Origin of the sequence: Sphingorhabdus sp., from assembly GCF_044374345.1 — a bacterium.
In the GTDB taxonomy this organism is placed as follows: domain Bacteria; phylum Pseudomonadota; class Alphaproteobacteria; order Sphingomonadales; family Sphingomonadaceae; genus Sphingorhabdus_B.
This window is the reverse complement of record NZ_JBILOS010000031.1, coordinates 1-22,443: the sequence shown is the minus strand read 5'-3', so window position 1 is coordinate 22,443 and position 22,443 is coordinate 1. Positions and strand designations below refer to the sequence as shown.

Genomic DNA, 22,443 nt, shown 5'->3' with positions numbered 1-22,443 from the left:
GCAAAGCCATGCTCGCCTTGGCCAATATCGAGATAGACCGCACGCGCCTCGCGCAAATCGCGCAAAGTGCGGAATGCGACTTTGTGGGCACCAAATGCGGCATCATGGACCAGCTTATTTCCGCCCAAGGCAAAGCGGGCCATGCGCTCTTGATCGATTGCCGAAGCCTTGCACTGACCGATGCCCCCGTGCCCGATGACCTGGCTATCATGATTGTGCATTCGGGCGTCACACGTGGGCTGGTCGACGGGCACTATAACGAACGCCGCCGCCAATGTGAGGCAGCCGCCAAAGCGATGGGTGTCGCCGCGCTGCGCGATGCGAACCTCGATATGCTTGCGGCGGCGGGACTTGATGACGTCACGACGTCACGGGCACGCCATGTGATTACTGAGAACCAAAGGACTTTGGATGCAGCGGGCGCGCTTGCGAAAAACGACCTGACCACGCTTGGGGCGCTGATGGCGCAAAGCCATGCATCGATGCGCGACGATTTCGAAATCACCGTTCCCGCCATCGATGAACTGGTCGCGCTGTTGCAACGCGCGATTGGTCCCGTGGGCGGCGCACGGATGACAGGTGGCGGCTTTGGTGGCGCCTGTGTCGCGGTCATGCCAGCGGCCCGCGTCGATAAAGTCCGTGCAGCTATTTCTGCCGACTATAAAACGCCTTATGGTAATTCGCCATTGATCATGGTTGAACGCCCAGGTCGGGGGGTCGCTATTTTATGAAGGATATTAAGGTGCGCCGTTTCATTCGAGAGCCGCTGGTACATTTTTTGGCCGCAGGTTCAGTTCTGTTCGTGCTGATGAGCCAGTTCGGTTCCTCCGACAGTCTGGACCGAAGCATTACGATCAACGAAGAGGAGGTCGCGCGGCTTGCATCCCAATGGGAGCAGACGTGGCAGCGCCCGCCGAGCGCGCAGCAACTCGACAGCCTGATCCGCGATTATATCAAAGAAGAAGTGTACGTTCGCGAGGCTATGCGGCTTGGGCTTGACGTGGACGACCCGATTATCCGACGTCGTTTGCGCGCCAAAATGGAGTTTCTGGCGACCGCTGAAATCCAGAACATGGAACCAACCGACGCCGAGCTCCAGCGTTATTACGACACCAAAAAATCCCTTTATGCTGCGCAACCCGCATTCAGTTTTGACCAGCAGTTTTTGGGCGAAGATGAAAATGTAGCGCAAGATTCTATGCGGATGCTCCTCCAAGGAAAAACACCGCCCGCGCAAGCATTGAGCGTTCCCCAAAGCATGGAAGACGCCGAGTGGGACAGCGTATCGCGGCAGTTCGGCGATGATTTTGCCGATAGTCTGCGGAATGCCCCGCAAGGAAAATGGTCCGGTCCGGTGCGTTCAGGCTTTGGCTGGCACGCTGTCCGCGTCCGCAATGTTGTTGCCGCAGGGACGCCAGCCTTGTCAGCTGTCCGGCAGCGCGTATCGAACGACTGGCGCGCCGAAACCCAAACCAAGCGTGAAGCCGCCGCATATCAGGCGTTGCTTGACGGATATGACATTCGCATTGCCAAGCCATGATATTCCGACTGCTTCTTTTAATCATGCTTGCGGCCGGCCTCTCGCCGGCACAGGCCGATGATTTGCAACCCGGCTATTTGGAATTGCGCGAGCGGGTTGGTAACGCGCCGAATGCGCACCAATATGATGTCACGTGGAAAGCACCCATCAAGCCGGGTCTCGCAACGGGGGTAACGCCCACATTTCCGAACGATTGTGTTTCGACACCCCCCGAACGCAGTATCGACAGCGCGGCACTTTTGGTGCGTTGGGTTATCAATTGCAAAGCGCCGTTGGCAGGCCGCGCGGTCCGTCTGGACGGTATGGAAAATATGGCCGCTGATGCGCTGCTGCGTTATCAGTCTGCTCGCGGCGTGACGCAGGCTGCACGGCTTACACCGTCAAATCCCCAAGCGGTGATAGCGCAACGGCCGGACAGGTGGCAGGTTGCGCGCACATATTTCATCACAGGCGTTGAACATATACTGATGGGGTATGACCATCTGTTGTTCGTGCTGTGTCTCGTGCTGCTGCTCAATGGCGCTTGGCGTGTGGCCGGAACCGTCACCGCCTTCACAATCGCGCATTCGTTGACATTGGTGGCAACAACGCTTGAGCTGATCAGCGTGCCGGGGCCGCCGGTTGAAGCAGCGATTGCGTTGTCCATCGTCTTTTTGGCGGTCGAGGTCGTTAAACGCGACCCCAGCGCGCCGCGCCTTTCGGAACGCATTCCATGGGTTGTCGCCTTCCTCTTTGGGTTGCTGCATGGCTTTGGCTTTGCGGGTGCACTGGCCGAGATCGGACTGCCGCAAGGCGAAGTCCCCATGGCGTTGCTGACGTTCAACCTGGGCGTCGAAGCGGGCCAAATCCTTATCGTTTGCGCGGCGATGCTCGTCCTGTCCCTGCTCCGGCGGTTTAATGCGCTTTATGCTGCACGGCTCCATCGGTTCAGCGCTTATGCCATCGGCACCATCGCCGTCATGTGGCTTCTGCAACGCGTATTGGGCGTCAGCTAGCGGCTAAAAACCCATGAAGCGCACATTGCCTTCAACCGGTTCGCGCTGACGATCAAAAGCATTCACCGCAGCCTCTTCATCGCGGTAACCAATGGCAATGCCGCAGAAGAAAATATGCGTCTCATCCGACACGCCGATGAATTCTTTGATAAGCTTTGCATGCATGGCGAGGAATTCTTGCGGGCATGTGTCCAAACCTTCGCCACGCAGCAGCAGCATGATTGTTTGCAGCCACATGCCAACATCTGACCATTGCGGCGAACCCATGCGGCGGTCGAAATAGCACATCAGCACCGCAGGCGCTTTGAACGACATGACATTGTTGTGCACGAATTGACTGCGCGCATCGGCGTCGGCACGGCCAATACCCATCGCCTGATACATCGACGCCCCAACCTGTTGCAGGCGCGCCTTACATTCCGGGATGACTTCGGGCTCTGACCATGAATATTCAGGCGGGTCCTGCATCGGCGATGCCAGCATCTTCTTTTGCAGCTCCGCAAGCGGCTCCCCGGTGAGGATGGTTGCCTCCCAAGGTTGGAAGTTACAACCAGAAGGCGCCCACCGCGCGGTATCCATGACCCGATGGAGCACATACAAAGGAACAGGATCGGGCTTAAACGCCCGGATGGATCGGCGGGAAAGTACGGCTTCGCTAACAGTCAGATTGTTCATACCGTCCCACCTGCCGCGCAAGTCGCGCTTGGTCAAGCTGAAGTGACTTATGTACTGAATAAACAGTCAGTTGCTGCGTCGCTGGAGTCAAAGCGGCGAGGCTCAATTTATAGGATTGGAACCTACGACCCCCGCATTACCTTGCAGCTTGTTCGCGCAACAATGTCACTGCCAACTGTGGCGCCTGCCCCTGCAGTGATAATCGTCGGTTTGGCGCAATTTGCTCAAACACTTGTGATAGTATTTCCATATCGGAGGATACTGCATTTTTGAGCGTCACGGTCTGAAGGGGGTGCAAATCCCGGTTCAGCTCGATGAGATCGCCAACATTTTGACCAGTTCGCCGTATATTGCAGAGCAGAGTGGACAACACATCGACCTGCTGTGAGCTTAGGTTAAGAAGCTCCACTCCTAAACCTTCGGTTAAAGGCATTGGAAGGGGTCGATGCGCCCTGAGATCCGAGAGGGGCAGTGCAGCACCAGCCGAAATGCAGTTCTGCAGATGAGCATTCGTAGCGATTAATCCTGAAGCGACATTGGCCAACTCGACTGTCACCAAGGTGCGGATTTTCTGGGAACGATCTTCAAGATCCGCGCGGGCGTTCCACCAAACCGAAAGCTTATCCAAGCTAGAACCGATAAAAATGCCTGCCGCACCAATCATCGCCCCCGCTAACGCACCTGCGACATTTTCAGTCGCACCTGCGGCATTATCAGTCAGCCCAAGGCAAGCTCCGTTTAGGACAACAAGCACAGCGCCGACGACCAAAATGACGGCCAAAAGAACTGGCAGAAATCTGAGGAAAATTCCCATTTAACGCCTCCCCTTACATGGCAAATATTTTAGCTTGAATCAAAGTGCCGGGTAACCCAATCCGCGTTAATAAACAGTATCCAAATCACTTTTGGGCTTTAAGGATCGGACGCGACAGACCCATTCTCGCCAGATGCCCATCAAGCTCCCCCGCATGGATAGCGGCAATGATCTAGGTTCGCGGTGGAAAGACGTGTTCCGATACAACATAAGCACCACCGGTCAGATTGCATCTGATGGCTTCATCTGTTGAGAATGCGAGAAATATGGTGCCGCCTATAGGATTCGAACCTACGACCCCCGCATTACGAATGCTTACAACACATAATAATTTCAATGACTTAAATAACATGTTGTATAGTTTGTTGTATAGTATAAGTTATAAAAATAACCTATTTCCAATATGTTGTTCGTTTTTCCGGACAGTGATCAGTCCCTTGTTCTTTTCCTCACGGATGGTGCTGGTAAAGTTAATTGCTTAAGCGGCAACGCGCGGTCATAACATGCTTTCAATAAAAAGATGATTGAGAGCGGTATGAAGAACCAAGCCTGGATAGCGATTGCAGCAGGAGCGCTAGCTCTGACTGGTTGTGGCGGCGGCGATAGCGCCAGCCCAACTCCAGTTTTGATACCAACAACGACAGCGCCAGTTGCGCCGCCTGCTCCGCCTCCTTCATCGACATTGAGATGGGTGGAGACCGTCAATTCTGTCACTGTACCGAGAGAGACAATAGGCAATTATCGTACTCGCGCAGGGTATGGGGCGTTTGACCTCTACGGTTATCCCAAAAAATCGTTTATGTTTCCATCTGGTGGAGAATTTAACACAAAAATAAGATCACCCAATGATCAAGATTTTTTAACACTGTCTTTCGATGCTCAAAATAGAATATTTGTAGACAAAAATCCGATTAGTCCAAAATATATTGCAGGATTTGTTGACGATATTTTAGAAGGGAATTTTGGTTACGGCACAAATAGTCTAATCATGATTGATCAAGGACGAGAAGCTGAGAACTTTGATCATACAGACTTATCATATCTGTGGAGAATGGATAAAGTTAACGGCGTATGGTCCGTAACTGAATTTGCAAAAGATCTTGGAAAGCAGTTTTGGCACTCGAGTAATAATCCATTGGATATTAACAATGATGGAAAATTAGATTTTTTGGTGTCGAACCTTTTTTCGATTGATAAGCGGTCAATTTTGTTTGTCTCAAACGCCAATGGGCACGGGTCTATAAATCTAACCGCTAATCTGTGTGCATCTCCCGGTGATATCGTGAAAAACTCAGGCAGTTCAGCTCTAATAAAGCTTGCTAATGGCTCGTTTGCCGCGATCTCAATGCCGTATCTCGTAAATACTGGATTTTCCCGCGCTGATCAAGGATCGGTCGTCTATCTAGATAGAGACGGAAAGCCAATAAAAACCGATTGCCTATCAGTTCGCGGTACATCCACAACGATCGATATGAATGACCGCGAAGGGTATAACGCAATTAAGGTGTTCGATTTCAACAATGATGGTCGTCAAGATTTTATAGCACTCGCAGAATCTATTGGAGGCGGTAAGTTTAAGAGAATTCTTTATTTCGCTCAGAAATCTGACTCAAGTTTTGAATTAGTTAACAATGATTTAGGTATACCCTCTAAGTATTCTCTTCCAAACGTGGACACTGCGGAATTTTCGGACTGGGTCTCAAACCAGTTCATTATCACAGAGATGGATACCAGCGGAAGAAAGGGTATATTCTTTCAGACAAGGTTAATAAAAAAGAGCCAAATTGATGCCTTCGGTATCAGAGGCGGTTTAATCATAGACGGTAGGACGGCATCACAAGTTTCGATACAACCATCAGCCATATCATGGAACTCTGAGTTTAAGCCAAATTCGTATGACTACATATTCCCGACTGAAATTAATAACGACGGGATTGTCGACTTTTTGTTAGTTTCAGCGAATGGGCAGTCAACGTTTGGTGTGTCAGCTCTTTTATCGACAAAATGACTTTCTAACTTGAGGGCACCTCAGATTAAATTGACGGCGTTTGCCAATTGCTCATCACTGACCCAGCAATATCCAAACGTACTAGCGATGTTAGCGTGTCCCATCGCTTGCTGAATTGCAGCTACCCCTATGCCAGCTGCGTTAAGTCTAGTAGCAAATGCCCTGCGCCAGAAAAGGCTAAAATAATTCTCTACTAAGCGATCAATCATTGGGATGAAGAGAGCGAATTTGCTACCTTCATATCATTCTGATATTATACCAAAACACCATTTAGTAAGGGTTAGTTATTGCAACGCACCTTTCCAGATGTAACAAGCTTTCAATGATAAAATAATTGGAAGCTCTTTATGAAGAAGCAAGGTTGGAAGATCGTGCTGGTGTCTACCTTGTTAGCGCTTGCTGGATGCGGAGGAGGTTCTACGTCCTCCGATACTAATGTCGTACAGATACCAACTCTAAGCCCTTCACCTGCGCCTAGCCCAGTATCGCCTGCGCTTCCCACGACGCCGCTCTACTCTGTCAGCACCATTACGCCAGTTCCTTATCCGAATGGCTTTACGGTCACCACGACTGATCCAAAAGACTTTGCAACAGATCCTTGTAAACTTGACTTGGACGTAGTCACATATCCACAATCATGGCTAAGAGGACGATCGCTACCTCAAGCGACGGGCGCCCCCTTAAATCAGGCAATCGGTCGTGGCGTCACCATCAAAGACATAATGCTGGACGACAATCCTGCATTTGTTCTGAAAGGATCAGCAGATGCTCCTAATGGTTGTAACAACGGCGCAGGAGCTCTGAAAAAGGAGCTGGAGAAAACGGCTCAAAGGATTGCTAGATTAGATGCTGGTTATGTGAAAATCACCCAATGGAATTGGATCACGGAAAACCAAAATGGATCCTATTCGATCATTGACGCGGACGATAGTTTCGGTCCTATTTCGGATGATAACCTTAGATCTTTTGTTCAATCAGCTCATAGAGCAGGTCTTAAGGTCGTTTTATGGAATCAAATTCAGGCATTCGGTGACAGACAGGGGGGCTTCAAGCCGACGCCTCAAAACAACCTTCAGAATTATGAAAAATGGTTCGCCGCCTTTGGCTCATTTATGCGGGAAAGAGCAGTTTTTTACAATTCCATCGGCGTAGATGTTTGGGACATGGGCTGCAATTTCTGTGTATTTAATACCTTGCAGACAAAAACAAGCGCCGAAAAAGCTCTGTTTTATAACAGCTATCTCAAGATCGCGAAGGATGTGAAAAGCGTCTACAATGGGAAGGCATTCATAACCGATAATGATTGGTTTGATTTTGGCAGCGAATATTTGGGGCAGATCGATTTTATAGAAACTGGCATGTGGTCCAATAAGACCTGGACCTTAGCGGAGAGCGACGTGCTTACACCGCAATCATACAAGGCGACCTTGAACAGCAACATCACTGGTCTGCTTAAGTTCGGCAAACCGTTGTTTCTATCCGTTGGCATTCAATCGCGGCGGAATGCTCTTTCGGAACCTGGCTACCTTGAGGAAACTGCCTGCACGGCTGCAATTAACGCTCTTGAACTGTCCAATTCACAATGCATCCAGAAGCAGACGGAGGTGGATTTCGCGCTTCAGGCAATCGTAATTCAAGCTCAGCTTGATTATATTAAAGGCTTAAACACGAATAATTTAGTGGTTTTTGCCAACGACTATTTTGTTACGGACAACCTCTATCCGCGCTTTGCATACCCGAACATTGGCTTCACCGTTAGAAACAAGCCCGCTGAGGGTGTTTTACGTGAGTGGTTTCGAAAATAACCCAGTTATCACTGTCCAAAAACCTCCTCTCACACCAGAGAAGGGTAAGATAATTCACTACTATGCAGTCAATCGTTGGGACGAAGATAAAGAGTTTGATAAGTGGACAAAGCTCCCTTTAGCGTTGTCAGCGTTATTTATTGCATCCAACCTCTCCAGATGTAACAAGCTTTCAATAACGAAATTATTGGAAGCTAGGCATGAACAAGCAAGGTTGGTTATCAGTTGTTGCGATAACGCTAGCTTTGACAGGCTGTGGTGGTGGCGACAGCTCCAGCCCAGCTCCAGTTCAGGTTCCAACAACGATAGCGCCAGTTGCGCCGCCTACTCCAGCGGCTCCTCAAACAACATCTGTAAATATCCAAACATATGAGCGGTCGCCAACAGTAGCGTATCCAGCATCGGTTACTTCAGCGATTGCAAACCTAACTCAGGAAACAGTCAGTGTTGAAGCGCCGAAATCTGCTGGTGAATATTCTCAGCTTTCGGTGACTAAAGTTGGATATCAGCCGTCTTGGTATCCTTACACAGCGCAAGACAGCACGCCGATACAAATCGGGTTGTACAAAGCCGACACGATTAACAAGCAGCCAAACTTTGCAAAAGGTATTATTCCGCACGATGCTGGCGGATGGCTTTTGGATTATTACAATGGTGGATATTTTCCAACTACCTTTGACAGGATAAAAAACATTGGCGGGAACAATGTTGTTTACGCTGACTCCGCTATCATCAAAACGATGGATGTAGACGCAAAGTCCGTTGTGCTTGTCGGCAAATATTTTCCACCCGACCAAGTGATTTTAGATATGGGCAATTTAGCCAGATCACGGGGTATGGATTTTACAGTTATGATGGGAATCTATCCTGGAGATGCTCTCGGTAATGATTCTTGGACTGTTCCAAAGTTCTACTCTGCGATTGGTCGGCTTTCTGATAATGATCCATTCTGGGATGCTTGGTTTAATGCCTATAAGCCAATCCTAGCAGAAAGAGCCGCGCTTGCTCAAAGGGCTGGTGCGACGAAATTTGTACTCGGGTTCAATCTCGACTTCATGATAACTAAAGGAAATTCGCGCTGGGTTGAACTTATCCAAGCTGTGCGAGCTGCTGGTTTCACTGGGAAATTATCTTATTTTTCTGGTACATACGCTGGCTCTAACGGATTTCTTAACATTTCGGATGTTAATAAACGCACTGCGTTCATCAAGCTTTTTGATGAAGTAGGACTTAGCCTTTACAGCCCAATTTTTGCCGAGAACGGCGAAACATTATTGGATGCCCAGCCACGAACACGAATTACAAAGAATATAAAGAATCAAATTTCTTCAATATCATCCGCGAAAGTTCCGATATTTTTAATGATTGGGACGCCTTCTGTACATTCTGGACTCGTGACAAATGAATACATTGAATCGGCATTCCCATGTTCATATTTCAAATCAGAAACCCGGAACTATCAAACACAGGCGGACATGTATCAATCGGCTGCTGAAATTGTGAATGAACAAAACTCAGATGGTTCGGGTATCGTAAAAGGGATATTTAGCTGGGGATATCACTACCTAGATAACCCTAGAAAAAAAGACGTGGTCAACGATACTTGCTATGATTTTTCAGCAAGCATCAGAAATAAGCCCGCTGAGGCAGTACTGAGTTACTGGTTTAAGGGGTGGTGAGAAAGACTACTCTCAGATAGCATAAACGGCTTTTGCCAAGTGCTTATCAATGAGCCCGAAATATCCCGATGTTGTTCAATAGGCTGTTCAGATCGGAACAGGCGACTTATCCAGCCCCCGATTTTATGGCGCAGATTTTTTTGGCTGACCTGCTTTCAAACAAAACCGTCTCTGGCGCTAAAGTGCGGTGGTGCAGGTGGTGCGGGTGAGATTGCTATGTCGAGATTCTGGCTCTAAGTATTTCGCTGGTGGAGCAGAAACTGGAAGTCAGAGGCGATAACAAATGAAAAAAGGCGAGCGTAAACTCGTGGATCGGGCTTTCTAGCCCATAGCGGCATAAATCGTATTCGGACTAACCTTTAGCTTTTTACAGATGTCACGGACGGTGAAGCCTTTGCGCTTCATCGTCCTTATCTTTTCAAACTTTTCTTCACTGGTTGGTTGCCTGCCGCCCCATGTTTTGCCCGCAGCTCGTGCTTTCTGGATACCAAGCATTTGGCGTTCACGGCGTAGGTTTGTCTCAAACTCGCTAAAAATACTGATGAACGAGAACATCATCGCACCCATCTGTGTTCCCGTATCAATACCTTGCTGCTGGGCGAGAATGTCTATCTTGAGGTCACGCAACTCGGTCAGGACATCAACGAGATTTTTCATTGAGCGACCCAAGCGATCAACCGACCAGACCAGCACCTTTTGAAATCTGCGCCACCGTGCGTCCTTCATCATGCGCTTCAATTCGGGGCGGTCAGCGTTGGCTTTGGTCCCGCTGATTTTCTCAGCGTAGATTTCTACGACTTCGTAGCCCGACCGATCTGCCAGCGCCTGCAACTCCTGTAGCTGCATCTCGTAATCTTGAGCTTCGCTGGAAACTCTGGCGTAAATTGCGACCTTCATCGCTGCCTCCTGTTATTCTCTTGTACACTTCAAGAGTGATATCTGGAGGCATGGAGGTATCAACGGTTTTCGTACCAAAAATCGGCAGAAATGAGACATTTTTTCTGAGACATGAAAATAACGTCATGGCTGATGTTAGATGAGGTTCAGATGGCGAAATCTCGTTTCTTTCGATAATCGAAATTCAAATCACAAGCACCGTCCTGCCCTGTTGAACCAGAACCGAGATGGCTGGCAGCTTGTTGCGCAGTTCGTTGGCTTCGTAGACGGTCACCTTATCGCTATCCCGAAGTGCAGCGAGTGCTGCTTTCAGCTCACGAATGGTCGTTGGCTTCTTTGACAGGCTCATTGCGCTGATACCTTGCCTGACAGGATGGCTTGGATGGCGCGACGCAGAAGCTGACTTTCGGTTAGATCATTGCGTTGGCACCAGTCGCGAACTGACTGCTTCAACTCGGTCGATATGTTGGCGTGAATGGTTTGGTTAGTTTGGCTCGTCGTTATCTGCATAGATGTGTCTCCTTCTATAAAGTCTATTTATCTAGGGTTTGATGGTTTTTCGACGGCTGGCGGTGCGTTCTCAAGCTCATGAACACCCGCCGATTTTGGACGCACGAAGAGACGGGTCAGCAATCACATGATTCATGACCCCTCTCGTCAACGGTTCATCCTGGCGCCGAACAGCGGACCCAGTTTGATGCGTTACCGTCGATTATGTCTCGCAAAGACCGATGAATGGATTGTCATTCGATATCGGTCGCCATTGTTTCGTGTTGTAGATCAGCGAGCCTATTTGGCTCTGGCATCTCTCGACGCGAAGAAGTGGCACATCATCTAATTCGTCACATGGCACATGACCGTATGATTTTGCTTGAACCCAAGTCGGCATTGGACGGGTAGCTTCTCGATTTTGGCGCAATCGCAGTTTGGACCATTGCATGAGAATGTCGGCAACTGGATCAATTCGGTCAGTAGGGCAGTGCAACAGAATGTGATAATGCTCACCCTTGCTGATGCGATCACCTTCTTTAAATGCGACAGCCCAAAACTTTTGGTCTGCTGGAAGGTGTCCGAACTTGCGAAGCTTGAGATACTTCTTGTTGAGGTTGAATAGAATAAACCGCATACCCTGCATCATCGCATCGACAGGAACAGCAACCTGCGGCTGCACATCGATGCGGTATTTATAATCAAAACTCTGCAGGTGTTTTCTATACAATTTTGCTCTCCATATGTGCTTTATTTATAACAGAAAAATGCCAAAAAAGCGAGAGTTTTTCAAAACATTTCATTGGATAGAGTCATGAACGAGAACGTCACAGCAGTGCAGCGCGGGTCCCAGATTTATGTATATGGACGGGGGCAAAGGCAGCTTTGTGCAATCTTCGTTGGCAACAGTCCTGATGACGGATTGAAGGGCTTCGCATCGCCAACAGTAAGCGTTCGCAAAGGTCGGAATATCTACATCTACGATGCACAGGGACGACAGATTTCGAGTATGTTTGCTGGCTAGAACATAACCGTTAATTCTGATTTCAAATAGGAGAGGGTCTAATGAGGAACTATGTTGCGGATGTGCGTTTGCCTAACGGTGCGGTCACTCGAGTTCACTTTCAGGCAGAACGGTCTGACATTGCTCGGGCGATGTTGGAGGCGCAGTATGGCAAGGGGTGTATAGTGATGTTCCGAGATGCCTAAGCACCTTTGCTCCTTGCCTATAGGCAAGTCTCGCCCGAACCAAAATTCGATGCTACAAAATCCCGATGCGGGGAGATGGAGGTTTTGTGGACGATTTACCAACAAGATATATAGCGTCATTTGTCGTTGAGTTCATAAGTGATTTCACGCACTTCTGCGTTGAAAAATATGGATTTTCGACTGAAGAAATTGGCATTATTTGCGCTGTTGCAACGGAAAGCACTCGAGAAGTTCGTCGTGACGGTTATATGCTCAAAACCTATGGCACTGAGGTTCAGGCAGTCCCAGACGAGTTCCGATTTCCGGTCAGCGTCCAGTTCGTTTGTCGTCGGTTGGGTATGCGACGAGAAACGACGCGACGAAAACTCGAAGACCTAGCAAATCGAGGTTTTCTAAATAAAGTTAAGGGCGGATATTCGTTACCAGCACAAACGGGCGCCGCTGATTATACGCTGGAGTTGCGGGACTTCTTGGTGTCAAAAATCTCCAACCTCCAAACCTATATAGAAAAAATACCAGCATAATTGCGCTGTCGTTGGATCAGGACAAACTGAATGCCGATGCCCAAATTGGGCAAATCGGATTGTTGCAACCTCCCCTGTTTAATATTTACCCGCCACGACTCAGGGTTGTAGGGGGCAAACCTATTGGCAGATACGGAGAGAAGTGAAGCAACCGTTGCATTGTTAGCAATCGGTCGACGCATACAGACTGCAAGAAAAAAAAGCAGAATGACGGTTGCTAAGTTGTCAGCAAAGACCGCTATTTCCACGCGATTTATTGAATATATCGAGGCAGGCGAGTTCAGCAAACTTCCAGGACGATCACACGTGCTGGGTTTCACACGATCAATATGCCGAGAATTAGCATTAGACGCCGAAGAGATTGTTCAGGCGGTCAAATCAGTGATGTACCCTGCCGCAATGACAGAATTCGAACTAACTATTGCACATCAAATGAAACGTTCGCTGGTAGCAAAGATCGCGAATGCGGTAAAATCTGCTCTAGGCGTCTTCACACGCTCTAAATAGACCTAGTAGGGTATCAATTCGCTCAGACGAGATTTCGACGCTCTCTGTCGCTGGAGCGTATCGAGAGGTCGATTAGGTCGACAACAGTTAGCTTTTGCAGAGGTCGGAACATCTACGTCTACGATGCGTAGGGACGACAAGTTTCGAGTGCTTTCTCTGGAAAAAATATACAACAGAGATCCGTAGATGTAAGCTTTCAAAACATTGATTTAATGAGAAAAATGGTGCCGCCTATAGGATTCGAACCTACGACCCCCGCATTACGAATGCGATGCTCTACCAACTGAGCTAAGGCGGCATTGAGGCGCGCAATAGCGTTATTGCGCGGCTTTTCCTACCCCCTTTTGTACTTTCTTTGCAGGTGTTTCGTTCGATGAAGCTTTGTTTGGCGTTTTCGGTGCTTTGCGCCCTTTCGTCCCATCTCTCATGCTCTGGAGCTGCTGGATATTCATCTCTGCATGAAGGTGTTTTGCGTAGAATCGGTCAATCATTTCGGTTGACGTGCGGGCGCTTCTGGCAAGGGTCAGCAACGCAACGTTATCGCCTTTGGTCAGACGGAACATGATGCAGGTATGACGCAAACTATAGAGCGTCCTGCTCTCTCCGCTGGCTGTCTTCTTGAGGTTGGCGATGGTCAGAAGCTGGTCGAACTGACGGGTGATCGTTCGCAGCGCATAATCGCGATTTTCATGATGCTCTGGCTGGAATAGATAGTCGCCTGGCTCCCCGAACCCTTCCTTGCGCTGCCTTTCTAGCAGCCTGTCATAAATCTCAACTGCCTCAGGCATGGTCACTACGGGACTGCCGTGACCCTTCGTCGGCGGGTGCGACAGGCGCAGATACGTCTGCTCGGCGCGAATGACGGCAATATGCTTGTGTTGAAGCACCTTGATATCGGTTGGACGAATGAACGAGTTGGTCATGAACAGGATGAGGTCATAAAGCTCTTGGGTGATCGTGATGTTGCGGCGCTGCTCACCCTTCGTTCCAGCTTTCTTGAACACCTTGCCGATATTGGCATCGCAGGTTCGGTGCAGCTTGGTATATTCGGCGCTGTTGAACCACGCACGCGGCGTATCAATCGTTTTGAGCGTTGGAAACGCTGGCAGTGCATTCAGCACACCAACGCGCTGGGCATAGCGCAAAATCGTTTTGATGTGACTGAGATGGATCTTGAGCGTGTTGATAGACAGTGGACGCGCTGGCGTAGAAAGTTTGTTCAGATAGTCGCTGATGATGGCGTAGTTGATATCGGCAATTTCGTATTTGCCGAAATGCGGCATCAAGTCGGAACGGAGCCTCGCTGCATCGAGTTGCTGTTTCTGTTCGGATAACTCGCCACGCGCTGCTCGTGCTGCATTTTCCTTGAGTAGCCCACGCGCACAAACTTCAAAGCCGCTGGTCTTGGTGAATGGCAGCTTGTTCATCTGATGGTGCTTAATGTCGACAAAAAGCTTCTTGGCAGCTGCAATCGCAACCTTCTTGTCGGCAACCTTCAAGCTGCGTCGGATAATTTTGCCGTCTTCATAATAGCGCACATACCAGAACGGTGACGCTTCCATCTTGTAGATAGTTAGAGTGCCGAAGCCCGATATCTTCTGCAATGACCCAGCGATTGGCATCGTGCGGTGGCGCACGGGAGATTTCGCAAGGGATTTGGGCATTTTTGCCATAGGATTGTTGTATAGTAAAATCTATACAACTGCAATAGACGACAAGTGTCTGAAATATATGATTTTTCTAAGGAAATTGAGGTTCCGCCAACACATTACGAATGCGATGCTCTACCAACTGAGCTAAGGCGGCGCTGGCCTGTTGGCCGTGGGGAGCGCATAGCCAAGTGCGTCTGTGAGTTCAAGTGACCTTGTGCCAAATACGCGGACCGCATGAAATGCACGTGCGAAATAGCGCGTCCTTATTCGCCGGACAGGACCCAGCCGACGCTGATTTCTTTGGCGGCCAAGGGAACGTCGAGCCGTGCCTCGCTAAAATCGACCTTTTCTCCGGGGCCAAGCGCGCGTGTTTTTGCCTTCATTTTCCAGCTATAGACGGACCGGCCGCTGGCATCCTTCAACGTGACCAGCATTTCAGGCACATTTTGCTCCACGGCTGTCGGATTAACGATACTGCCGCTCGCAATGAAATAAGGCGTGCCATCTTCGCGTTCATTGAGTTCGAGATTGTCGTTCAAAACAATGGTCAGATCGGGTTCCGCCGCCGCGCTTGAAAGGCCGATTCCGGGCATTCCGAAATAGGATGTCGCGCCGCCAATGGCCGCCACCAAAATGGCAAGGGCGACAGCGGCCATCATCCATATCTTCGAGAGATTTCGGCGCGCCTTGAACGGTGGTTCATGGGCAAAATGGCTCGGCGCAGGCGCATCGTCCAATAATCCGCCGCGCGGGACAGAGGGTTCCGCAAAGGCGGCGTCGCCTTTGGCGGGTCCAGCGCGCATGTCCGCAAAAGTTGGAAATGCAGGTTCCGTCGCGTCGGCATCATTTGCGCGTTCTGTGTCCACCGCACTTGGCGCAACGAATGGCGGGGGCGGAGGCGGAGGTTGCGGAATGGGTGCGGGTGTAGGCTCGCCTACGGGTGCAGCCGGTGGCACCGCTTGCGCTGGCGGTGTTGCCCCGGCGGGTGGCGCGCTCTGCGTGTCCACGGGTTCAACAGCGGCGGGTGCTGGTGCTACCTGTGGCGCAACCGCCGCCTGAAACCAGCTATGTTTGCAGTTGGCACAGCGCACTTGGCGGCCGTCAACCCCAACGGCATTGTCAGGGACAGCATAACGTGTGCGGCAGGATGGACAAACGAGCAGCATCTCTGCGCATAAACAGCAGCCGCCGATGACTTGCAACCCTGCTTTCATAAAATGCTGTGGACGGTGACAATTCATCGGCCGCTGGTCGCATGAATAGCCTTTGCCCCGTCACGCCGTTTGTGTCATTTATCGCATTGATGCAGAGCGTGGTAGAATTCGACAATGTGGGGTTAAGATACGGAGCGGGGGTGGAAACACTCACCGACCTCAGCTTTACTTTGTACCCCGGAAGCTTCCATTTCCTGACCGGCACATCGGGTGCGGGCAAGACATCGTTGCTGAAATTATTATATCTCGCGCATCGCCCAAGCCGGGGTGCCATCCGCATGTTCGGGCATGACGCCAGTACCTTGCCGCGCAACCGCTTGCCGGGGTTCCGGCGCAGGATTGGTGTCGTTTTCCAAGACTTCCGCTTGGTTCCGCATCTGTCCGCTTTCGACAATATCGCCCTGCCGTTGCGCATTTCCGGTGTTCAGGAAAAGGATTTACGCGGCCCAGTCGCCGAAATGTTGGCGTGGATTGGCCTGACCGAACGGGCAGAAGCAAGGCCTGCGACGCTTTCGGGCGGTGAACAGCAACGGGTCGCCATTGCCCGCGCGGTCATTGGCCGCCCTGAACTGCTTGTGGCGGACGAGCCGACGGGAAATGTCGATCCAGAAATGGCCCGCCGGTTGCTTCAGCTGTTTGCTGCGCTGAACAAGCTGGGGACCACTGTCGTCGTCGCAACGCACGACATCCATTTGCTGCAAGAGATTGAAGGCGCGCAGATGATGCGGCTCGACAAAGGCCGCTTGTCTGATCCCACAGGGTCCCTGCGTCACCCGCCACGGCCATTGGTTTTGGACAACTGATGCTGCTGGATTTCGCCCTTCCCGCGCATGATCGCAAGCTCATCCCCGAAGGCCGTTTATCGGGGCCGATGCCATGGGTGATTGCCATTATGTTGTTTCTGACATTGCTGGTGGCGGCAGGTGGGCTGACGCTGGCTGAGGCCGCACGCCAAGGGGGTCAGGATCTCGCACGGCAAGTGACGGTCCAAATCATCGAGTCAGACCCTGTAAAGCGCGCAGCGCAACGTGCCGCGGTCACCCGCGCGCTGCGCAAGCTGGATAGCATTGCAGAGGTAAAGCCCGTGCCCGACGCCGACGTGCGGGCCTTGCTCGAACCATGGCTAGGCACGGGCGTTATTGACGCCGATGTTCCCGTCCCGGCGTTGGTCGATGTGCGCTTCGCCTCTGAACCCACGGCCGAAACGCTCACCCGCTTACAGTCAACGCTGCGTTCGGTTGCGCCAAACATCCGGGTAGATTCACATAGCAGCTGGATGGCGCCGTTTTTCGATCTCATGCGCGCGCTGCTATGGCTGGCGGCGGCCGTGTTCCTTTTGCTGCTGGTCGCCACGTCGGCGGTAGTAATTTTGGCGGTTCGAAGCACGCTGAATACCCATCGGGAAACGATAGAGATTATGCACATGATGGGCGGCACCGATATTCAGGCCGCACGCCTTTTCCAGCGCCGCGTTGCCTTGGATGCGTTGCTCGGCGGCATCGTGGGCTTCATTGTGGCAGCGGTTGTTATCATGACCGTGGGTGGCCGGTTCGCGGCGGTTGAGCCGGGGCTTTTGTCTGGCGCGCACTTTCCTTATTATGGCTGGGCGATCCTTGCGCTCATTCCGCTTGCCGTGATGGCGCTTGCCATGCTTATGGCGCGTATGACGGTGATTTCGGCGTTGAAGAGAATGTTATGATCAGACGGTCCATTGCTTTTATATTGCTTGTCTGGATGCTTGGCTTCGCCTGGTTTGCGTTGCTTTTGCCGCAACCCGCGGCAATCACCCCAACCGACGCCGTCGTTGTGCTAACGGGCGGGCCGAACCGGATTGACCGTGGGCTTGAGATATTGGAATCTGGAAAGTCGCAAAAAATGCTGATTTCCGGGGTCGACCGCGATGTGAAACCGCGGGAGCTTGCCGCGCAATATCCCGGTTCGTCGAAATATTTCAAATGCTGCATCGATCTGGGTTTCCAGTCTGTCGACACCCGATCGAACGCATTGGAAACGGCAGCATGGGCAAAACGGAACAAAGTGACCAGTTTGCGGCTTATCACGCATGATTGGCATATGCGGCGCGCACGCTTTGAACTGGACCGGGAATTGTCCGGCAATGTGGCTGTCACCAATGATGCCGTATCGACCCACCCATCGCTGGGAGCGCTGTTCAAAGAATATAATAAATATTGGTTGCGGGCTGTCGCGTCTCTGCTGGGCATGTAACCGATGATGGCGTTGATCCGATCTGCCCTCTACATCGCAATTTTCTACACGGGATCGGTGTTTTTCGTGGCCACAGCGTTTTTCGCGCAATGGTTTTCCGTTCCGCTGATGCAGTGGGCGGTACGCGGTTGGTCGCGCTGGCAATATGCGTGCTACCGGCGGATTTTGGGCATCACCATTAAGATTGAGGGCCACTTGCCGCACAAGCCCGTGCTCTATGCGATCAAGCATGAAAGCATGTTTGAGACGATCGACATGCCGCGTATGTTTAACAAGCCCGCTGTGGTCACCAAAAAAGAACTGTTCGACATACCCTTTTGGGGCCCCGCCGCGCGCGCTTATGGCATGATACCCGTTGACCGGAATGGCGGCGCCACCGCATTGCGCGCAATGCTCGTTTTGGCCAAAAAGATGATCGCAGACGGGCGACCCATTGTGATTTTCCCGGAAGGCACGCGTGTCGCGCCGGGCAGCCAACCGCCGCTGCAATCGGGATTTGCCGGATTGTATAAGCTCATAAACCTGCCCGTCGTGCCCATTGCGGTCAACAGCGGCACCTTAAGCCCGCGCAAGACCGGTATCTGGAAATCAGGGACGATTACGTACAAGGTAGGCGAAGAACTGCCCACGGGCCTGCCGCGCGAAGACATTGAAGCGCGGGTGCATGCGGCGATTAACGCGCTGAATTAATGCTTGCGTCCAAAGTCGGGCGCGTCGTCATCTTGGCCCTGTTCAACAATCGACCGCCGGATGTCACGCGTGCGGCTGAACAACGCCTCCAGCTCTTCGCCTTTGTCGTACCGGATGGCGCGTTGCAGGGCGCTTAAATCTTCCGAAAAACGCTGCAGCATTTCAAGCACAGCGTCCTTGTTCGACAGGAACACGTCGCGCCACATCACGGGATCGGACGCAGCGATGCGGGTGAAATCGCGGAAACCACCGGCGGAATATTTGATAACTTCGCTTTGCGTTACGCCTTCAAGATCATCGGCGGTTCCAACAATCGTATAGGCGATAAGATGCGGCAGATGGCTGGTTACCGCCAACACCATATCATGGTGGCGCGCATCCATGATTTCGACATCTGCACCAAGGCGCTGCCAAAAATTGCGCAAGCGCTCGACAGCCGCCTCTGGCGCATTTTCGGGCGGCGTCAATATGCACCAGCGGCCTTTGAACAGGGTTGCAAAACCCGCATCGGGGCCGCTTTTTTCCGTACCCGCAACAGGATGGGCGGGAATGATCATGGCGTTGGGCAGAACGGCCGCAAGCGCGTCCGCCACGCTTTGCTTACATGAGCCGACGTCACTGACGATGGCATCGGCAGGCAGGTCGGACGCGAAGTCCGCCGCGACTGCCCCCATGGCACCTACCGGCACGCATAAAATGACAAGGTCGGCGTCCATGACCGACGCGCCCGCAGTATCGGTGACATCGTCGCATATGCCCAATTCGACCGCACGTGCACGGACAAGCGGGTCGGCATCATGGCCGGTAATCCGCACCGACGGCATGTGCGCCTTTACGGCGCGCGCGACGGACGAGCCAATGAGCCCAAGCCCGATTACCGTTAAACGCGCAAATGGCAGCATCAGGCGTGCGCTTCCAAAATCTTGCGTAACGCCGCCATGACGCCGCGATTTTCATCCTCTGTACCAATCGTAATCCGCAGCCCACTGCCAAGGCCCTGACCCGGCAACCAGCGCACGATATAGCCTTCGGCCATCAGGCCATTATACGCCGCTTCCGCACTGCAATTGCCTTCAAACAATATCATCAGGAAGTTCGCCCACGACGGGATGACTTTCAGGCCATGGTTCGACAATGCCGCACATTCTGCCGTCATCCAATCGCGCCATATGGCATTATGCTGGCGGCTGCGCGTCACGAATTCTGTATCGCCAAGCGCGGCAATCGCTGCGGCTTGCCCTGCAGCGGTGACATTGAACGGCGCACGCACGCGGTTGAGCGTCGCAATCAGGCCGGGTTGACCATAGCACCAGCCAATGCGTTCGGCCGCAAGGCCATAGATTTTGGAAAATGTGCGCGTAATCAAAACATTGTCATGCTGGCGTGCAAGCTCGAGCGCGGCAGGGCCGTCATCTTCCAGATATTCGCCATAGGCTTGGTCCAAAACAAGGACGCAGTTGCCGGGTAGGCCAGCATGAAGCCGTGCGATTTCGGCGTCGCTGCAATAGGTACCCGTCGGGTTATTGGGATTTGCGACAAAAACAACGCGTGTCTTATCCGTCACCAACGCCAGCAACGCATCCACGTCCGTGCCATAATCCTTATCAGGGGCGACAATCACATTGGCAGCGGTCTTCCGCGCGGCGATGTCGTACACCGAAAAGCCGTAGCGGACATAAATGATATCATCGCCAGCACCAGCATAGCCCATGGCGATCAGGTTCAGCAGTTCGTCAGAACCGGTGCCACAAACGATCAGGTCGCTGTCGACTTCATATGCTGCGCCTAAAGCCTCGCGCAGCGCAGTGCTGGCGGGGTCAGGATACCGCGCAAGCGATACGCCTTTATCGACAAGCGCTGCGGCCGCATGTGGGCTGCAGCCAAGCGGATTTTCGTTCGCGGATAATTTTATCAACACCCGTCCATCATCCGACTTTGCTTTGCCGGGGGTATAGGCGCTGATGGCTTCGATCCATGGTTTGGCGGTAGGCGTGTTCATGCCCGTGGCCATAGCGGCGCAAGCAGCGAAGCGCAACGCTCGCCCTATTGGGCCAACGCAGATTAAAGAGTTTCTATTGTTTCGCACGGCCACGCTGATATGGCGTTGCTTATGCAAGAAGATACGCGTTTCGGTCTGGATAAGAAGGCACGCCTGCTGGGACCAGTGCGACTGGACAGCGGCGCGGAATTTGCGCCTGTCGATATCGCGTATGAAACCTATGGCGCATTAAACGCCGATAAATCGAACGCCATTCTCATCTGCCATGCGCTGACCGGCGACCAATATGTTGCGTCCACGCATCCTATGACCGGCAAGGACGGTTGGTGGACGCGCATGGTCGGGCCAGGCAAGCCCATCGACCCTGCGCGGCATTTTATCATCAGCATCAACGTCATGGGCAGCTGCATGGGCTCTTCGGGGCCCGCCAGCATCGACCCGACAACAGGTGCAGCCTACGCCATGGCCTTTCCGGTCATCACCATTCCCGACATGGTGCGCGCACAGGCGCTCTTGCTTGACCATCTGGGCATCGAAACGCTTGAGGCGGTCGTTGGCGGATCGATGGGCGGCATGCAGGCGTTAAGCTGGGCAGCCTTATATCCCGAACGGGTGAAGTCTGCGGTCGTGATTGCGTCTACCGCCCGCCATTCCGCACAGAATATCGCCTTTCACGAGGTCGGGCGTCAGGCCATTATGGCGGACCCGCGTTGGAACAATGGCGCTTATTATGGCCATGAGGCGCCATCATCGGGCCTCGCCGTTGCCCGTATGGCCGCGCACATCACTTATCTTTCGGAGGCCGGCCTTACCGAGAAATTTGGCCGCCGCCTGCAAAACCGCGATGCCAAAAGCTTCGGATTTGACGCCGATTTTCAGGTTGAAAGCTATTTGCGTTATCAAGGGCTTAGCTTTGTCGACCGCTTTGATGCCAACAGCTATCTCTACATCACACGCGCGATGGACTATTTTGACCTAGCCGAACCGCATGACGGCATTCTGGCGCGGGCATTTGCAGGGACAAAGACGCGCTTTTGCCTGATCAGTTTTGACAGTGACTGGTTATATCCGACTGCAGAATCGCGCCGCATTGTCCATGCGTTGAACGCTGCGGGCGCTGCGGTCAGTTTCGTTGAGCTATCAAGCCCGTTTGGCCATGATGCCTTCTTGCTGGAAGCGCCCGAGATGAACCGCATCGTGGACGGTTTCTTGCGCGCAGGAGAGCAATCATGACCGCACTTCGCCCCGACCTTGCCATCATCGCCCGCGAAGTCCGCGCGGGGGCCCGTGTGCTTGATGTTGGCTGCGGTGACGGGCAGTTGATGGCGGCGTTACGTGATACCAAAAATGTCGACGCCCGCGGTCTTGAGCTGAATGCGCACGATGTTGCAACCTCAGTCTCCCGCGGCCTATCGGTCATTCAAGGGGATGCCGACACCGATTTGGCGGAATATCCAGATGGTAGCTTTGATTATGCCATTCTCAGCCAGACATTGCAGACGACCAAAAGACCGGATCTG

At 52.1% G+C, this 22,443-nt stretch carries 23 protein-coding genes, 1 tRNA gene and 1 pseudogene; 14 read left to right on the top strand and 11 right to left on the bottom strand.

The window, feature by feature from the left end:
- The 3 genes and pseudogenes from ACIQ5B_RS04925 to ACIQ5B_RS04915 form a co-directional block, all read left to right on the top strand.
- Positions 1–731, top strand: a pseudogene (locus tag ACIQ5B_RS04925) (hypothetical protein); the annotation flags it as partial.
- Positions 728–1,540: a peptidyl-prolyl cis-trans isomerase gene (locus ACIQ5B_RS04920; RefSeq protein WP_397598059.1), complete on the top strand. Its 813-nt coding sequence runs from the start codon at positions 728–730 to the stop codon at positions 1,538–1,540. The pseudogene ACIQ5B_RS04925 and the gene ACIQ5B_RS04920, both read left to right, overlap by 4 nt.
- A 23-nt stretch (positions 1,541–1,563) precedes the next feature.
- Complete coding sequence (locus ACIQ5B_RS04915; protein WP_397598058.1) at positions 1,564–2,535, top strand: HupE/UreJ family protein; 972 nt, start codon at positions 1,564–1,566, stop codon at positions 2,533–2,535.
- Positions 2,536–2,538: 3 nt separating this feature from the next.
- Here the strand turns inward: ACIQ5B_RS04915 and ACIQ5B_RS04910 are convergent, their stop codons facing one another.
- Both ACIQ5B_RS04910 and ACIQ5B_RS04905 read right to left on the bottom strand, forming a co-directional pair.
- Positions 2,539–3,210 carry a nitroreductase gene (locus ACIQ5B_RS04910; RefSeq protein WP_397598057.1) on the bottom strand — a complete coding sequence of 224 codons (672 nt, stop codon included), beginning with the start codon at positions 3,208–3,210 and terminating at the stop codon, positions 2,539–2,541.
- 136 nt (positions 3,211–3,346) lie between these two features.
- Positions 3,347–4,024 (bottom strand): hypothetical protein, encoded by a 678-nt coding sequence (locus tag ACIQ5B_RS04905; protein WP_397598056.1) that lies wholly within the window; start codon positions 4,022–4,024, stop codon positions 3,347–3,349.
- A gap of 520 nt (positions 4,025–4,544) precedes the next feature.
- On the opposite strand from ACIQ5B_RS04905, the gene ACIQ5B_RS04900 reads away from it, so the two are divergent.
- Entirely contained in the window at positions 4,545–6,032 is a 1,488-nt protein-coding gene (locus tag ACIQ5B_RS04900) for a hypothetical protein (protein WP_397598055.1), read from the top strand.
- A 20-nt stretch (positions 6,033–6,052) separates the two neighbouring features.
- Here ACIQ5B_RS04900 and ACIQ5B_RS04895 read toward each other — a convergent pair whose 3' ends face one another.
- Positions 6,053–6,241 (bottom strand): tyrosine-type recombinase/integrase, encoded by a 189-nt coding sequence (locus ACIQ5B_RS04895; RefSeq protein WP_397598054.1) that lies wholly within the window; start codon positions 6,239–6,241, stop codon positions 6,053–6,055.
- A 138-nt stretch (positions 6,242–6,379) separates the two neighbouring features.
- On the opposite strand from ACIQ5B_RS04895, the gene ACIQ5B_RS04890 reads away from it, so the two are divergent.
- Positions 6,380–7,837: a glycoside hydrolase family 113 gene (locus ACIQ5B_RS04890; RefSeq protein ID WP_397598053.1), complete on the top strand. Its 1,458-nt coding sequence runs from the start codon at positions 6,380–6,382 to the stop codon at positions 7,835–7,837.
- 200 nt (positions 7,838–8,037) lie between these two features.
- A complete protein-coding gene (locus ACIQ5B_RS04885) occupies positions 8,038–9,516 on the top strand; it encodes a glycoside hydrolase family 113 (RefSeq protein WP_397598052.1) in 1,479 nt (492 codons plus the stop codon).
- 321 nt (positions 9,517–9,837) lie between these two features.
- On the opposite strand, the gene ACIQ5B_RS04880 is transcribed toward ACIQ5B_RS04885, so the two are convergent.
- From ACIQ5B_RS04880 to ACIQ5B_RS04870, 3 genes are all read right to left on the bottom strand, one after another.
- Positions 9,838–10,413, bottom strand: coding sequence for a recombinase family protein (locus ACIQ5B_RS04880; protein ID WP_397598051.1), 576 nt, complete (start codon positions 10,411–10,413; stop codon positions 9,838–9,840).
- Between the two features lie 184 nt (positions 10,414–10,597).
- Complete coding sequence (locus tag ACIQ5B_RS04875; protein ID WP_397598050.1) at positions 10,598–10,762, bottom strand: hypothetical protein; 165 nt, start codon at positions 10,760–10,762, stop codon at positions 10,598–10,600.
- A 363-nt stretch (positions 10,763–11,125) separates the two neighbouring features.
- Entirely contained in the window at positions 11,126–11,632 is a 507-nt protein-coding gene (locus ACIQ5B_RS04870; RefSeq protein ID WP_397598049.1) for a hypothetical protein, read from the bottom strand.
- 565 nt (positions 11,633–12,197) lie between these two features.
- Here ACIQ5B_RS04870 and ACIQ5B_RS04865 point away from each other — a divergent pair.
- Together ACIQ5B_RS04865 and ACIQ5B_RS04860 are read left to right on the top strand one after the other, a co-directional pair.
- The gene (locus ACIQ5B_RS04865) at positions 12,198–12,635 is read left to right on the top strand and encodes a hypothetical protein (protein ID WP_397598048.1); all 438 of its coding nucleotides are present in this window, start codon (positions 12,198–12,200) and stop codon (positions 12,633–12,635) included.
- Positions 12,636–12,758: 123 nt separating this feature from the next.
- Entirely contained in the window at positions 12,759–13,142 is a 384-nt protein-coding gene (locus ACIQ5B_RS04860; RefSeq protein ID WP_397598047.1) for a helix-turn-helix domain-containing protein, read from the top strand.
- Between the two features lie 222 nt (positions 13,143–13,364).
- On the opposite strand, the gene ACIQ5B_RS04855 is transcribed toward ACIQ5B_RS04860, so the two are convergent.
- The 3 genes from ACIQ5B_RS04855 to ACIQ5B_RS04845 form a co-directional block, all read right to left on the bottom strand.
- A tRNA-Thr gene (locus tag ACIQ5B_RS04855) sits at positions 13,365–13,440 on the bottom strand.
- Between the two features lie 19 nt (positions 13,441–13,459).
- Entirely contained in the window at positions 13,460–14,815 is a 1,356-nt protein-coding gene (locus ACIQ5B_RS04850; RefSeq protein ID WP_397598046.1) for a hypothetical protein, read from the bottom strand.
- A gap of 242 nt (positions 14,816–15,057) precedes the next feature.
- Positions 15,058–15,960, bottom strand: a complete 903-nt coding sequence (locus tag ACIQ5B_RS04845; RefSeq protein ID WP_397598045.1) for an MJ0042-type zinc finger domain-containing protein — start codon at positions 15,958–15,960, stop codon at positions 15,058–15,060.
- 137 nt (positions 15,961–16,097) lie between these two features.
- Between ACIQ5B_RS04845 and ftsE the strand changes: the two genes are divergently transcribed.
- Genes ftsE through ACIQ5B_RS04825 form a run of 4 tightly spaced genes read left to right on the top strand, consistent with a single transcriptional unit; the run spans position 16,098 to position 18,924 of the window.
- Entirely contained in the window at positions 16,098–16,811 is a 714-nt protein-coding gene (ftsE, locus tag ACIQ5B_RS04840) for a cell division ATP-binding protein FtsE (RefSeq protein ID WP_397598044.1), read from the top strand.
- Positions 16,811–17,707, top strand: a complete 897-nt coding sequence (locus tag ACIQ5B_RS04835; protein WP_397598043.1) for a cell division protein FtsX — start codon at positions 16,811–16,813, stop codon at positions 17,705–17,707. The genes ftsE and ACIQ5B_RS04835 overlap by 1 nt, the downstream gene beginning before the upstream one ends.
- Positions 17,704–18,234, top strand: coding sequence for a YdcF family protein (locus tag ACIQ5B_RS04830; protein ID WP_397598042.1), 531 nt, complete (start codon positions 17,704–17,706; stop codon positions 18,232–18,234). Before ACIQ5B_RS04835 ends, ACIQ5B_RS04830 begins: the two co-directional genes overlap by 4 nt.
- A 3-nt stretch (positions 18,235–18,237) precedes the next feature.
- Positions 18,238–18,924: a lysophospholipid acyltransferase family protein gene (locus tag ACIQ5B_RS04825; protein WP_397598041.1), complete on the top strand. Its 687-nt coding sequence runs from the start codon at positions 18,238–18,240 to the stop codon at positions 18,922–18,924.
- Here ACIQ5B_RS04825 and ACIQ5B_RS04820 read toward each other — a convergent pair.
- Positions 18,921–19,826: a prephenate/arogenate dehydrogenase family protein gene (locus ACIQ5B_RS04820; protein ID WP_397598040.1), complete on the bottom strand. Its 906-nt coding sequence runs from the start codon at positions 19,824–19,826 to the stop codon at positions 18,921–18,923. The genes ACIQ5B_RS04825 and ACIQ5B_RS04820 overlap by 4 nt on opposite strands.
- On the bottom strand, positions 19,826–20,923 hold the full coding sequence (gene hisC, locus ACIQ5B_RS04815; RefSeq protein ID WP_397598039.1) for a histidinol-phosphate transaminase: 1,098 nt from the start codon (positions 20,921–20,923) through the stop codon (positions 19,826–19,828). The genes ACIQ5B_RS04820 and hisC overlap by 1 nt, the downstream gene beginning before the upstream one ends.
- A gap of 111 nt (positions 20,924–21,034) precedes the next feature.
- Here hisC and ACIQ5B_RS04810 point away from each other — a divergent pair, with 111 nt between their 5' ends.
- Both ACIQ5B_RS04810 and ACIQ5B_RS04805 read left to right on the top strand, forming a co-directional pair.
- Positions 21,035–22,156 (top strand): homoserine O-acetyltransferase, encoded by a 1,122-nt coding sequence (locus ACIQ5B_RS04810; RefSeq protein WP_397598038.1) that lies wholly within the window; start codon positions 21,035–21,037, stop codon positions 22,154–22,156.
- Positions 22,153–22,443: methionine biosynthesis protein MetW (locus ACIQ5B_RS04805; protein WP_397598037.1), on the top strand; the 291-nt coding region annotated here is incomplete at its 3' end. The genes ACIQ5B_RS04810 and ACIQ5B_RS04805, both read left to right, overlap by 4 nt.